Source organism: Winogradskyella sp. SYSU M77433, assembly GCF_029911945.1.
Classification (GTDB): domain Bacteria; phylum Bacteroidota; class Bacteroidia; order Flavobacteriales; family Flavobacteriaceae; genus Winogradskyella.
Window position 1 is genome coordinate 258,196 of record NZ_JARYTG010000004.1, and the last position, 14,171, is coordinate 272,366.

A 14,171-nucleotide genomic window follows, 5' to 3' on the forward strand; every position below is an offset into this window, starting at 1 on the left:
ATTCTTTTTTTAGTTTGTTAAGAATGTCCAAATATAATTTCCGTTCTCATCCGTTTCATAAGAAACAAAAAGACTTAAACCTGTATCTAGTAATTTAAAAAAGTTCTTAAAGTTACGTTCAAACAATGCATCATAATATGCATCTGTGCAACTCTCACACATTTGGTTCGTTTTTTTTATTACATTTTTTTCAAATAATTCTGATAAAAATTCAATATACGTTTGACCTTCATCATTTGTCGAATCACTTGTCAAAAAATCATTAAACTCTGTAGCTTTATCAACATCTGTAACTCTTAATGCATAGAGACCTCGTCTGGATACTAGTACTGAAGATATATTATCATTTCTACTCAAAGTACCAGAGTTAGCATCTTTTACATCCTTATAAAAACTTGCCATACCAAAAACATCTTCCATGCTAAATACAGGTGACAATCCTTCTTCCTCTCCGTCTTCATTAATTTGTGTATTATTATGGTGCATATGCACTCTAACTTCAGAATTTGCCTGTGCTTGTGGAAAATAAGTACCACTAAAATTAGTTTGCGACTCAGGTATTTGATATTCAGAATAAACATCTTCCCCAATTGTTTCACCATTTGCGACTCGCCTAAATTCACTTCCCTGCTCCTTTACTGATGTATCCAAATCCCCCTCCATTTGCTGTAATCTATTCTTTACTTGACTATCCTTAGTCTGTTCTGTTAAATTATCTAAATGAGTCTGGATTATTGGTGAGGTAATAACTGTAGTATTGCTATCATCATTACCATCATTAGGTGTTTGACCTCCTCCGCCAGATGTACCACCCTCATCTCCTATAGGGTATCCACCACTATTCGAATCACCTGCATCTATAGTTTGGTCACAAGGTCCCCAAAATATTGTAACGAAATAGTCCCAACCTTGACATTCTGTTCCAGGTGGGTTGGGTACATTCTCATAACCTCCTGTACACACCCAATCACCTTCTACATCAGTTACACATTGATTGTTAGATTTACTGGTGAATAATTCGTTAAAACCATTAGTAGAAAAAAAACTATTATCATGAATTTGCACTTGACCATTAAAAGGTTGAGACTTATCTTGCAACCAATTATTAGATGGAATATATTCCAGTATTTTTGAGGTTATAATATTACTATCATCTGTTGCTATCACAAGATTATAAAACTCATCAGTTTCTGTTCCAGTTTCAATTTTAAAAGTATAAAATATTAAATTTTCACTTTCAATCATTATAATTTCGTCTGTTGACAGATAAAAATTATTAAATAAATTTATATTTTTTTCACCTTTATTATTTTGTTTAGTATCAAAAAACTCACTTAGTTTTAAATAGTCTTTATTACTTCCCATATTAGCTTTAAAATCAGGCAAACAAATTCTAGTTAATGTTCTTTTTTCGTAAAATTCTTCTTGAAAACTATTTATGGATTCTTTCTGGCAGGAATAAGTGAAAAGAAGCATTCCTATCAAAAAAATTAGTTTCTTAAATTCCCTAACGATTAAATTCATTTTTTAAATTAATTATTTTTTTCAACAAACTTAATATATAGTACTTATTAAGTCAATACGTAACTTTACGTATTTTCTAAACGTAGTTTTTCAGTGAAACATAACACATGCTTTTTAATGCCTATTTAATCCCAATTTTGTAGAAAATGAAACTATTTCACTTTCTCTTTAAGCTTCAATTAGATTCTTTTCATCCACTTAATCATCAACCGCTTGGCCAACAACTTGCCTAAATTTCCAACCGGTTTCATCATCATTGGTATTTCCGGTTTGTTTCATTATAATTCCGATGATGTTTTCTTTGGGATCTGCAAAATATTGGGTATTGAAGTAACCTCCCCAATCAAATGTACCTGCGCTACCTCTTCCACCACTAGCTTGTCCTTTTTCATTAAGTACACCAAAAGCCAATCCGTAATAAGCACCAGAGCCTTCCCATAAATCGCCAATTTGATTAGCCATCATACTCTGAATTGTTGTTCTGCTTAAAATACGTACTCCATTCAACTCACCGTTATTAAGATACATCTGTAAAAACGTAGCATAATCTTTTGCCGTACTCGACAAACCTGCACCACCCGAGAAAAATGTTTTAGCACCTTTAATTGGATAATTAGGATCGTAAAAATCTTCAGCATAGTTAGTCCATTTACCATCCTTTCTGGTTTGAAGGCTTACCAATCGATTATGCTTTTCCCTTGGTAAATAAAACCAAGTGTCGTCCATGCCTAGTGGATTGAAAATACGTTCCCTAAAAAACTGATCTAATGACATACCAGATACTACTTCTATAAAATAACCTAACACATCTAAACCTTCGCTATAAGTGAATTTTTCACCTGGATGATGATGTAAAGGCAACTTTGCAAGTTTCTTTACACTTTCTTCAATAGTTATCTTTTTGGTAGTAAATAAATCTGTGACACCAGCATCTTTATATAGGCGTTGAAATCTTTTATCACCATCAATAACACCATAACCAAGTCCTGAAGTATGCGTTAATAAATGCTTTATGGTTATAGGACTTTTAGCTGGTATAGTTTTATATGTACCATCTTCATAAAGTGTATCTAATACTTGGGCGTTTTCAAACTCAGGAATATATTTTGAAACTGGCTCATCTAACCCAAATTTTCCTTCTTCCCACAACATCATTACTGCAGTAGAAGTAATCGCTTTAGTTTGTGACGCTATTCTGAAAATATCATCTTTTTTAAGCTTTCTACCTGAATCATTATCAGCATAACCAAAAGCTTTATGATAAACTATTTTGCCATTTCTTGCCACCAAAGCTACTGCTCCTGGAATTTGAGATTTTTCAATAGCCTCAAGACAAACCGAATCTATAAGTGCCAAACGTTCTGCAGACATCCCAACACTTTCAGGACTGGCAGTTGTTAGTGGTGGAGAATTTTTTATCGACTTTGTTTGAGCTGAAGTAATCAGAAAACAAAGACTGAAAAGTATTGCAATAACAGTTTTCATAATTTAAGTTTTTACCAATTCATAATGACACTTCCCCAAGTGAAACCACTACCAAATGCAGCTAAAACAACGGTATCTCCTTCTTTTATTTTGCCTTCTTCCCAAGCTTCGGTTAAAGCTATTGGAATTGAAGCCGCTGTTGTATTACCATACTTTTGTATGTTATTAAACACTTGATCGTCTCCTAGCTGAAATTTCTTCTGAATAAATTGAGCTATTCTCAAATTCGCTTGGTGAGGAATAAGCATATCTATATCTTCAGGCTTTAATTTGTTTTTCATTAAGCCTTCCATAATCACTTCGCTAAAACGCACTACTGCATTTTTAAACACAAACTGACCATTCATGTATGGGAAATAACTTTCGTCATCTTTGTTATCATCTTCAATAATATCGGTAACCCAACGTGTTCCCATTCCAGGAGCTTTTACCACTAATTCTTCAGCATGTTCTCCTTGGCTATGTAAATGCGTTGATAGAATGCCTTTGCTTGTATTTTCTTCACGTGTTAAAACCGCCGCTCCTGCTCCATCACCAAAAATAACTGACACACCTCTACCACGAGTGGTTTTGTCTAATCCATGAGAATGTAGCTCACTACCAATAACAAGTACATTTTTGTACATACCTGTTTTTATAAAATTATCAGCCACAGAAATAGCATACACAAAACCAGAGCATTGGTTACGTACATCTAAAGCACCAACCGTTTTTATATCTAAAGCATGTTGTACTTGTACACCAGGACCAGGGAAATACATATCTGGACTTAAGGTGGCAAAAATGATAAAATCAATATCGTCCTTGTCAATTCCTGCACGTTCTATAGCCACTTTAGCAGCTTTTACACCCATTGTTGCTGTAGTATCTCCATCACCTTCCTTTACCCAACGTCGTTCTTTAATTCCTGTACGTTCTTGTATCCATTCGTCATTTGTATCCATGATTTTTGACAAATCATCATTAGTCACTACATTATCTGGCACGTACTTGCCTAAGCCTATTATCTTTGAATTATACATAGTATTTATTTAAGTAATGCAATTTAATCTATACGAAAGGAATTACACTTCTTTAAAATTCATATTCGTTATGCGCGCATAATACCTGTGTCAGTTTGTCACATTTTCTGCCTTGGTATTCTATTTGTTTAAAGCTACGCAGATTATAAATAATATATTAATTCAGACTCCTGTTAATTCAGGACTAATAAAAACAACATAAAAATGGCAAAAGGAAGTATTAATGTATCGGTAGAGAATATCTTTCCATTAATTAAAAAATTCTTGTACTCAGATCACGAAATCTTTTTACGTGAACTTATCAGTAATGCTACAGATGCAACTTTAAAGCTAAAACACCTTACTAGCATTGGTGAATCTAAAGTTGAATATGGCAATCCTAAGATTGAAATAAAAATTGATAAGGAAGGAAAAAAGCTTCATATTATAGATCAAGGTTTAGGTATGACAGCTGAAGAGGTTGAAAAGTACATTAACCAAGTTGCTTTTTCTGGTGCTGAAGAATTTTTAGATAAGTATAAGGATACTGCTAAAGATTCTGGTATTATCGGTCATTTTGGTTTAGGGTTCTACTCAGCATTTATGGTTGCTGAAAAAGTAGAAATCATTACCAAATCTCATACTGACGCTCCAGCAGCACATTGGACATGCGATGGCTCACCTGAATTCACTTTAGAAGCGTCTGACAAAACAGAAAGAGGAACAGAAATTATTTTACACATTTCTGAAGGTGAAGAAGAATTCTTGGAAGAAGGAAGAATCCGTGAGCTTTTGACCAAGTACAACAAGTTTATGCCTATTCCAATTAAGTTTGGAACTAAAGAAGTAAACGATCCAGATTTTACACCAAAAACAACAACAGATAAAGACGGTAAAGAAACTACTGAGCCTCACAAACAAATAACTGTTGATGACATCATCAATAATCCGAATCCGGCTTGGACAAAACAACCAACAGATTTAGAGGATGAAGATTACAAAAGTTTCTACAGAGAACTGTATCCTATGCAGTTTGAAGAACCGCTTTTCCACATTCATCTTAATGTAGATTATCCTTTTAACTTAACAGGAATCTTGTATTTCCCTAAGATGACGAATGATCTTAACATGCAAAAGGATAAGATTCAACTGTACCAAAACCAAGTTTTTGTAACGGATAATGTAGAAGGTATCGTTCCTGAATTCTTAACCATGTTAAGAGGTGTTATTGATTCTCCAGACATTCCGCTAAACGTTTCGCGTAGTTACTTACAAGCTGATGGTGCAGTTAAAAAGATTTCATCTTACATTACACGTAAGGTTGCCGATAAATTAAAATCACTTTTCAATAGTAATCGTGAAGATTTTGAAAAGAAATGGGATGACATCAAAATTGTTATTGAATACGGAATGCTTTCAGAAGAAAAATTCTTTGAAAAAGCAGATAGTTTTGCACTTTACCCAACGGTTGATGGTAAATACTACACGTTTGAAGAGTTAACTAACGCAGTTAAAGCGAAACAAACCGACAAGGATGGTAAAATGGTTATTCTTTATGCGTCTAACAAAGATGAGCAACATGCTTACATAGAATCTGCAAAAGCTAAGGGATATGAAGTTTTATTATTAGACTCTCCAATTGTAAGTCATTTAATGCAGAAGTTAGAAACAACAAAAGAAAACATTTCGTTTGCTAGAGTTGACGCAGATCATATTGATAACTTAATTAAGAAAGACGATACGGTAATTTCTAAATTGTCTGAAGACGAAAAAACAAAATTAGACGAATTACTGAAAGAAGTTGTGCCTTCTGAAAAATTCATGGTACAGTTAGAAGCTATGGATAGTAGCGCATCACCTTTTATGATTACACAACCTGAGTTTATGCGCAGAATGAAAGAAATGCAACAAACTGGCGGTGGTATGTTTGGTATGGGTCATATGCCAGAAATGTATAATTTGATAGTGAACACAAACCATGATTTAATCAATGATATTTTAAATACCGAAGCTAAAGAAGACAAAGAACGTTTAATTAATCAAAGTTTAGATTTAGCACGTTTATCGCAAGGCTTACTTAAAGGTGAAGAGTTAACAAACTTTATTAAGCGTAGTTACGAGATGATAAAGTAACCTTGAATGATATGTCATACTGAACTTTTTTTAGTATAACCACTGATACAAAACCACTTAGATAATCCTAAGTGGTTTTTTTGTAACTTTAAATCTGAGACGTCGTCTTACTAAAGTAACAATCAATCAAATTATACAATGAAAACAAAGATTTCACTAATTGTTGTTGTATTTAGCTTCCTTTTTACAACTGCTCAAGACCAAAATTTAACTCAACAATTCGATGATATTGTAGCACAATTCTATAATGATTCTAATGCACCTGGTGCTACAATTTTAGTCGCAAAAAACGGAAAAACCATATATAGAAAAGCTGTTGGTAAATCTAATTTAGAATTAGGTGTAGATATGATTCCAGAAAACGTATTTATGCTGGCTTCAATCACAAAACAGTTTACAGCAGTTTCTATTTTAATGCTAGAAGAACAAGGCAAGCTACGCTTAGATGATCCTATTACTAAGTTTATTCCAGATTATCCTACTCATGGAAAAAATATAACCGTTCACCACCTTCTTAATCACACCTCTGGTATCAAAAGCTATACAAGTATAGGTGATTTAAGACAAGTCGCCAGACAAGACAAAACCTTAGATGAGCTAATAGATTTCTTTAAAAATGAACCAATGGATTTTGATCCAGGTGAAGATTATCGTTATAATAACTCTGGCTATGTTTTACTTGGTAAAATTATAGAAGTAGTATCTGGTGAAACTTATGCAGACTTTATTAGTAATCATATTTTTCAACCTTTAGATATGAATGCTTCCCAATACGGTAGTCATCGTAAAATCATTAAAAATAGAGCTATGCCTTATGAAGAAACAGACAATGGTTATGTTAATGCAAGTTACCTAAGTATGTCTTTACCACATGCTGCTGGTGCGCTTACTTCAACTATCGATGATATGCTAAAATGGCAAAATGCCTTGACCAATAATACATTGATAAAAGCATCTACATTTCAAAAAGCGATTAATGGTTCTAAGTTAAACAATGGTGAACACATTGATTATGGCTATGGATTAGGTGAACTAATGCTTAAGGGTTCTAAAGGTTATACACATAGTGGTGGTATTTTTGGCACCTCAACAGACGGTATTTACTTAATAGATGAAGATGTTTATGTTATAGGATTAAGCAATTGTAGCTGTAATAATATTGGTACTGTAACAAAACAATTAGCTGCTACTGCCATTGGTAAGCCTTTCCCTTCAATGAAAGATGTGATAAAATTAAATGAAGATCAGCTAAAAAGATGGGAAGGAGCTTATCAATTTGAAGATGGATCTGTAAGACATATTTTCTTTAAAGATGGTGCTCTAAAGAGTATGAGAGAATCTGACACAAATACTGTTTTTGATATTTTTCCACTTTCTGAAAATCGATTTATTTTTAAAGACAATAATATAGAATACAAATTTTCTAAGTCTGCTGATGGTAAAAAACAAGCCATATTTATTACTGATTCTGAAAATATCGGTAAACAAATCGACAAAGCTATGCCAGAAGCAAGAAAAGAAATTAAACTATCTAACGCCATTTTGAGTCAATATGCTGGTAAGTACCAATTAGCACCAAACTTTAATGTGGTTATTACTGTAAAAGGTAATGAAATCTATGCTCAAGCTACAGGACAAGGACAGTTTCCGCTTTTTGCTGAAAATGAAACTACTTTCTTTGCAAAAATTACAGCTCTTAAAATGGTATTTAATAAAAATGCTTCAGGAAAAGTAGAAAGTTTTACTTTGTACCAAGGCGGACAAGAAACGATTGCTAAAAAAATAGAATAGCATTAACCAATTGTAAATAAAAACCACTTAGAAAATCCTAAGTGGTTTTTTTATTATTCACCAAACTCATTGAAAAACAGATTTCGCTCATCCATATAGCGTGTAGACTAAGTGCTTATTCTTTAAAAATAGTGATTTTGATAGATTTGATCTGTACTAACATAAAACCTTTAAACCATGGAAAATCAAATTAGTTTAAGTATCAATAGACCTTGCAATGAAGATTTTAGTTCCTTTAGCCCAACTCAAAAAGGAGGATTTTGCGACGCTTGTCAAAAAGAAGTGATTGACTTTACAAAAATGAATACGGATGATATCATTACTTTTTTTAAAAATAACCAAACACAAAATACTTGCGGCAGATTAAAAATCGAACATTTAGAAACACCTTTAAAAGTTAAACCCAAAAGAAAAAGACTAGGTCTATTTACTGGCATTTGTCTTTCCATTTTAGCTTTTTTTTCCGTTTCAACCGCAAAAGCTCAAGAATTAAAAAAATCTAAAGACAAAATAAAGCAAGGAACCATAGTTGATACATTAAAAAACAAAAACAACATAGTTGTTAAAGGTACAATAACAACAGAAAGTGATGGTTTACCTTTACCTGGAGCTAGTGTTGTTTTACAAGGTACATCCCAAGGAATACAAACCGATTTTGATGGGAATTTTGAATTTCCAAATAAACTAAAAAAAGGCGATGTTTTAATTGTTAGTTATATAGGTATGGAATCACAAAAAATTGTAATTGAGAATAAAAAGTCCGCATCACTAATAGAATTGAAAATCAACATGGATTATGATTCCTGCGTTATTGTAGGTGAAGTAGCAGTAAAAGAAATCTTTAAGTCAAAAAAGAATTAATACAACGCAATTATGAAAGTGTTCATCATAATTTTTGTATTTATTTATTCTTGGACATCTAGTGGTCAAGCTTCAGATTTTGAACATATAGATTTCACAAAAGCTGAAAATATAGTAAAATTAAATAAAGGGAAAAGTCTAGATAACTTACCGCTCTTAGCTCATGAACTTACTTCAAAATTAGAAACAGATGTAGAAAAGTTCAGAGCCATATACAGATGGGTCTGCGAAAATATTAGTGGTGATTATAAGCAACATAATAAGGTTAGTAAAAAATTAGTTGATCTTAAGAATGATAGCCTAGGTTATATCAAATGGAACGATGAATTTAAAAAAGAGGCTTTTAAAACATTATTAAAAGATAAAAAAACAATGTGTACTGGTTATGCATATTTAATCAAAGAACTATGTTTTATAGCTAATATTGAATGTAAAATTATTGAGGGTTATGCAAGATCATTTGAGACAAACGTTGAAAAGTTAGAATATGTAAACCATTCTTGGAATGTTGTTAAGTTAAACAATAAATGGTATTTATCCGATGCCACTTGGTCCAGTGGTTATATGCTAAATGGGTATTTTTTCATTAAGGATTATAATGATGGGTATTTTTTAACCGAACCGATATTATTTGCCAAAAATCATTTTCCAGTACATGAAAAATGGTTTTTAAATGATAGCCTTATTAAAAACAAATTCGAAGCTGAACCGATAGTTTACGGAGAAACATTTAAGCACCAAATTATTCCAAAAACACCAAAAAAATTATACACTAGTATACCTAAAAATGAGGAAGTCGTTTTTACATTTCAAAGTTTAGAGAAAATTGAAGACAAAGATATTTCTTTAGTTCAGGTTTTAGAAAAAGAACAAAAAGCCTTTAAAATTTATAATTTAAAGAATGAAAACGGAAAGGTTTCCTTTAAATACATATTTAAGCATAGAGGAACTTATGATGTACACCTTAAAATAAAGTCAGACATAGTCGCTTCATATTCCATAAAAGTTCTAAAAAATAAAACATTACATTAAACCACTTAGAAAATTCTAAGTGGTTTTTTTATGCTCAAAACAAAAAAATAAATACATTTTATTAAAATGTATTTAAAAAATATGTATATTAGCCTCATGTATAGTAAAGAACTCACTAAAGGCACATTACAACCTATCATCTTAAAGCTCTTAAGCGAGCATGATAAAATGTATGGTTATGAGATTACCCAAAAGGTAAAAGAACTCACCAAAGGTAAAATTGATATTTCAGAAGGCGCACTCTACCCTATTCTACACAAACTAGAACACAAAAAGGTATTAGAAACTGAAAAAGTGTACATCGGTAAACGTGTTAGAAAATACTATTCCGTTACCAAATCCGGCAAACATGTTATAGAAGAGCAGACCAAACAAATCAATGATTTTATAGATACCTTATCACTAATTTTTAATCCTAAAACAAGCTAAATGACTCTTACAGACCAACACATAGCTTTTATTTCCAAAAATCTGGATTTATATGGCCTAAAAAACAATGAGTTAAAGGAAGATCTCTTAGATCATATTTGTACTCACATCGAAAATTCTAATGAGCAAGATTTTGAAATGGCTTATAAAAAAGCAATCCATGAATTTGGTGGACATCTCAATCTAAATCATATTGAACACCAAACCAATCTTCAATTGTATTTTAATGCTTCTAAAAACAGAAATAAACTCTTGTTTATACTGAGTTATATTTCCGCAGGTTGTATTCTTGTAGGTATTGTTTTTAAGTTTATGCACTGGCCTTTTGCCAGTATACTCTTAGTCGTTGGTTTTGCTTTTTTAATATTTCTTACGCTTCCTATTTATTTCTATTCAAGATACAAAGACCGTATCGTAAAATATCAATCTTAAATTTTAACCATAAACCCAATTAATTATGAAAAAATCAGTTTATGTCTTAGGCTTTATAGCCGCGTTTATTCTCAGCACCTCATTTTTATTCAAAATGATGCATTGGCCATTTGCTAACATCTTAATGTTTACAGGATTTATAATCTTGAACCTAGGGTTCCTTCCAACCTTATTTTTCAAGTTATACAAACAGTAAATATTAAAACTCAAAAAGCTAAAACCACTTCAAATCGAGGTGGTTTTTGTTTTATTACCATTCAACTATAGAAACCTATCAATCAACCACATAAACGTTTGTCACATCGATTTTAAATTACGGCTTCAAAATTATTTTTGTAAATTATCGTAGTTTAATATCAATTTAAGTTGCAAAAGAGTAGTCTATATATTAGTCATATTTTCAAAAATCTTATTTTTTCCGAAAAAGAAATTGAGACTATAAGTGCTGTTTTTCAAAAAGTTACAGTAAAAAAGGGAGACACCTTAATTGTTCCTGGAGATACTGCCGACTCTCAATACTACATCCTGGAAGGATGTCTTAGATCTTTCTATGTAGATTATCAAGGAAAAGAACACACATTACAATTCGGAACAAAAGACTGGTGGATCAGTGATTACACTGCTTTTTTTACAGCTTCACCAGCAGTAATGACGGTTGAAGCGCTTCAAAATTCAACTTTATACAAAATCACTCAGCAGCAGAAAGATGACCTTTATTCTAAAATACCTAAAGTAGAAACCTTCTTTAGACGAAAATTAGAAAGTGCTTTTTCCGCTTTTCAAAGACGAATATTATCCGGTTTATCGCAACCTGCCAAAGAACGTTATTTGTTGTTTATAAAAACATATCCTGATATTGAGAAGATTGTAAAAAACTATCATATCGCATCTTATCTGGGCATAACTACCGAGAGCCTCAGCAGAATACGAAAAGAAATGTAAAATTTGCATTTCTTATCATACATCAATTTTTTTAAAATATTTTGAATTTAAATTTGTAACCCCTAACAAAGAGAACTGATCTCTTATCCTAACTAATGGATTAATAGCTTGAAAAGCGCAGGTTGATGAAACTTGCGCTTTTTCTTTGTTGAAAAATCAAATTACAGATTACATTTTGTTTCATTTATCTTTGCCTTACAATAGATATAAAATTGAAACCAGAGAACAAACTTTCAAATATAGAAACGCAACTGCATCCCAGAAATAAGCATAACACACGTTATGATTTTTCTAAACTCATTAAGAGTTTACCTGAGCTATCTCAATACGTTTCTAAAAATAAATATGGTGATGACTCAGTTGATTTTTTTAATCCTGATGCGGTTTTAACACTAAACAAAGCTTTGTTAAAACACCATTATGATATTGATTTCTGGGAAATTCCGAAACATTATCTATGTCCACCAATTCCAGGAAGAGCAGATTATTTACATTACATTTCCGATTTACTTGGAGAGACGTACACAAAAATCCCTGAAGGCTCTAAAATAAAAGTTTTAGATATTGGTGTTGGTGCTAATTGCATTTACCCAATTATAGGACATCAAGAATATGGTTGGTCCTTTATTGCTTCTGACGTTAGTGAAAATGCTATAAAGTCTGCTAAACAAATTGTTGATCAAAATTCAAATCTTTCTTCTTACATAGACCTTAGACTTCAGAAACAACGTAAAGCGTTTTTTAATGGTATACTTTCTGAAGATGAAAAAATAGACTTTAGTATTTGTAATCCTCCTTTTCATGCCTCAAAAGAAGAGGCTGAAAAAGCTAACTTAAGAAAGCTTAAAAACCTGAAAGGTAAAACTAAAGGAAAAACCAAATTGAATTTTGGCGGGCAACATAATGAATTGTGGACCAAAGGTGGTGAAGCTCGTTTTATAAAAGATATGATTTTTGAAAGTAGAAACTTTAGTAAACAATGTCTATGGTTTACAACATTAGTGTCTAAAGAGGCTACTTTAAAGCCTACATATAAAATCCTTGAAAATGTTGAGGCTACGGCCGTAAAAACTATAGAAATGGGACAAGGTCAAAAAAGAAGTCGTTTTATAGCTTGGACATTTTTGACGGAACACGAACAAAAACAGTGGGCAAAAAACCGTTGGTAAAATTTTATTCTACCTTTGTTTTACCATTGTCATGCTGCATCAAGTGTAGAATAACAAAACCACTTTAAACATAATTCAAACAAATGTCATTTAAGGATCTAAAACTCATTAAACCTCTTCTAAAAGCCATTGACGCTTCAGGTTACACAGAACCTACATTGGTGCAGGAACGTACTATTCCTGTAATATTAGAAGGTAAAGACGTTATTGTTTCTGCCCAAACCGGAACAGGGAAAACAGCAGCTTTTGCGTTACCAATTTTACAGCAGTTGTTTGATAAACAAGACGCACCAAAACGTGGTAAAAAAATAAAGGCTTTAATAATTAGTCCTACACGAGAACTGGCGCTACAGATTCAGCAGAATTTTAAAAACTATGCGCAGTTTTCCAACCTTAGATCACTAGTTATTTTTGGTGGTGTTGCTATTGAACCTCAGGTTGATGTTCTAAAAAAAGGTGTTGATATTCTTATTGCCACTCCTGGTCGTCTTTTAGACTTACACAAACAAGATTATATCAACTTAGATAAGGTTGAAACTTTTGTATTAGACGAGGCTGATTTAATGTTAGCCATGGGTTTTATTGATGATGTAAAAAAAATAGAACGCCTTTGCCCAGTGGAAAAACAAACCTTATTATTTTCTGCAACAATTCCATACAAAATAGAAGAGCTTGCTAATTCAATTTTAAAAGATCCTGAAAGAATTGATGTTACTCCAACGCAATCTGTAGCCCAAGATGTAAGTCAGGTATTGTACTACGTGCCAAAACGCAGAAAAATAGAATTGTGTTTGCATTTGCTTCGAAATACGGTAAAAGGAAATGTTATCATCTTTAGACGCACCAAATTTGGTGTAAAGAAGCTTGAGGAACGCTTGGCAGAAAAAGGCTATCGAGTCGATAGTATTCATGGTGACAAAAATCAGAATGACCGACAAACAGCCTTAAACAAATTCAAAAATGGTTATGCTAAAATTTTAATCGCTACAGATGTGGCTGCACGAGGTATAGACATTAATGAGCTAGATAACGTACTTAATTTTGATATGCCAAACGTTGCCGAAACTTACGTTCATAGAATAGGTAGAACTGGTCGTGCTGGTAATATAGGTTCCGCATATTCATTATGTTCTGCAGACGAAAAAAGTTATATAAAAACGATTGAAAACTATATCAATGTTCAAATTCCTGTAGAGAAAGAGCATCCTTACCCTTTAGACCCAAATGCCAAACCTATTATTCACAAAAAGAAAGGCAGTAAGTACAAAAAGGGTCGTAAAAGTGAAGCATCTAAAAAGAAGAAAAGACGTTGGTACTAATTAGCATGTATAGTCTAAGTAATAAGAGTAAAGTACTAAACTATTTAGCTAGG

The 14,171-nt window shown here is 32.3% G+C and carries 12 protein-coding genes; 9 read left to right on the forward strand and 3 right to left on the reverse strand.

All coding sequences use genetic code 11. The features are described 5' to 3' along the window. Positions 1 to 9 precede the first annotated feature (9 nt). The 3 genes from QGM60_RS09965 to QGM60_RS09975 all read right to left on the reverse strand — a co-directional run bounded on the left by QGM60_RS09965 (position 10) and on the right by QGM60_RS09975 (position 4,031). Complete coding sequence (locus QGM60_RS09965; protein WP_281140099.1) at positions 10 to 1,524, reverse strand: hypothetical protein; 1,515 nt, start codon at positions 1,522 to 1,524, stop codon at positions 10 to 12. A 198-nt stretch (positions 1,525 to 1,722) separates the two neighbouring features. Next, positions 1,723 to 3,009 (reverse strand): serine hydrolase domain-containing protein, encoded by a 1,287-nt coding sequence (locus tag QGM60_RS09970; RefSeq protein WP_281140100.1) that lies wholly within the window; start codon positions 3,007 to 3,009, stop codon positions 1,723 to 1,725. 11 nt (positions 3,010 to 3,020) lie between these two features. Then, entirely contained in the window at positions 3,021 to 4,031 is a 1,011-nt protein-coding gene (locus QGM60_RS09975; RefSeq protein ID WP_281140101.1) for a beta-ketoacyl-ACP synthase III, read from the reverse strand. Between the two features lie 204 nt (positions 4,032 to 4,235). Between QGM60_RS09975 and htpG the strand changes: the two genes are divergently transcribed. The 9 genes from htpG to QGM60_RS10020 all read left to right on the forward strand — a co-directional run bounded on the left by htpG (position 4,236) and on the right by QGM60_RS10020 (position 14,118). Continuing rightward, positions 4,236 to 6,143 carry a molecular chaperone HtpG gene (gene htpG / locus QGM60_RS09980; RefSeq protein ID WP_281140102.1) on the forward strand — a complete coding sequence of 636 codons (1,908 nt, stop codon included), beginning with the start codon at positions 4,236 to 4,238 and terminating at the stop codon, positions 6,141 to 6,143. A 138-nt stretch (positions 6,144 to 6,281) separates the two neighbouring features. Beyond that, positions 6,282 to 7,934, forward strand: coding sequence for a serine hydrolase (locus tag QGM60_RS09985; RefSeq protein ID WP_281140103.1), 1,653 nt, complete (start codon positions 6,282 to 6,284; stop codon positions 7,932 to 7,934). A gap of 177 nt (positions 7,935 to 8,111) precedes the next feature. Further along, on the forward strand, positions 8,112 to 8,795 hold the full coding sequence (locus QGM60_RS09990; protein WP_281140104.1) for a carboxypeptidase-like regulatory domain-containing protein: 684 nt from the start codon (positions 8,112 to 8,114) through the stop codon (positions 8,793 to 8,795). 12 nt (positions 8,796 to 8,807) lie between these two features. Beyond that, on the forward strand, positions 8,808 to 9,827 hold the full coding sequence (locus QGM60_RS09995) for a transglutaminase domain-containing protein (protein ID WP_281140105.1): 1,020 nt from the start codon (positions 8,808 to 8,810) through the stop codon (positions 9,825 to 9,827). A gap of 96 nt (positions 9,828 to 9,923) precedes the next feature. After that, a complete protein-coding gene (locus QGM60_RS10000) occupies positions 9,924 to 10,256 on the forward strand; it encodes a PadR family transcriptional regulator (RefSeq protein WP_281140283.1) in 333 nt (110 codons plus the stop codon). After that, positions 10,257 to 10,688, forward strand: coding sequence for a hypothetical protein (locus tag QGM60_RS10005; protein WP_281140106.1), 432 nt, complete (start codon positions 10,257 to 10,259; stop codon positions 10,686 to 10,688). It begins immediately after the preceding gene. 366 nt (positions 10,689 to 11,054) lie between these two features. Next, positions 11,055 to 11,630, forward strand: a complete 576-nt coding sequence (locus QGM60_RS10010) for a Crp/Fnr family transcriptional regulator (RefSeq protein WP_281140107.1) — start codon at positions 11,055 to 11,057, stop codon at positions 11,628 to 11,630. 212 nt (positions 11,631 to 11,842) lie between these two features. Then, complete coding sequence (rlmF, locus tag QGM60_RS10015) at positions 11,843 to 12,799, forward strand: 23S rRNA (adenine(1618)-N(6))-methyltransferase RlmF (RefSeq protein WP_281140108.1); 957 nt, start codon at positions 11,843 to 11,845, stop codon at positions 12,797 to 12,799. An 83-nt stretch (positions 12,800 to 12,882) separates the two neighbouring features. Continuing rightward, complete coding sequence (locus tag QGM60_RS10020; protein ID WP_281140109.1) at positions 12,883 to 14,118, forward strand: DEAD/DEAH box helicase; 1,236 nt, start codon at positions 12,883 to 12,885, stop codon at positions 14,116 to 14,118. Positions 14,119 to 14,171: the final 53 nt, after the last annotated feature.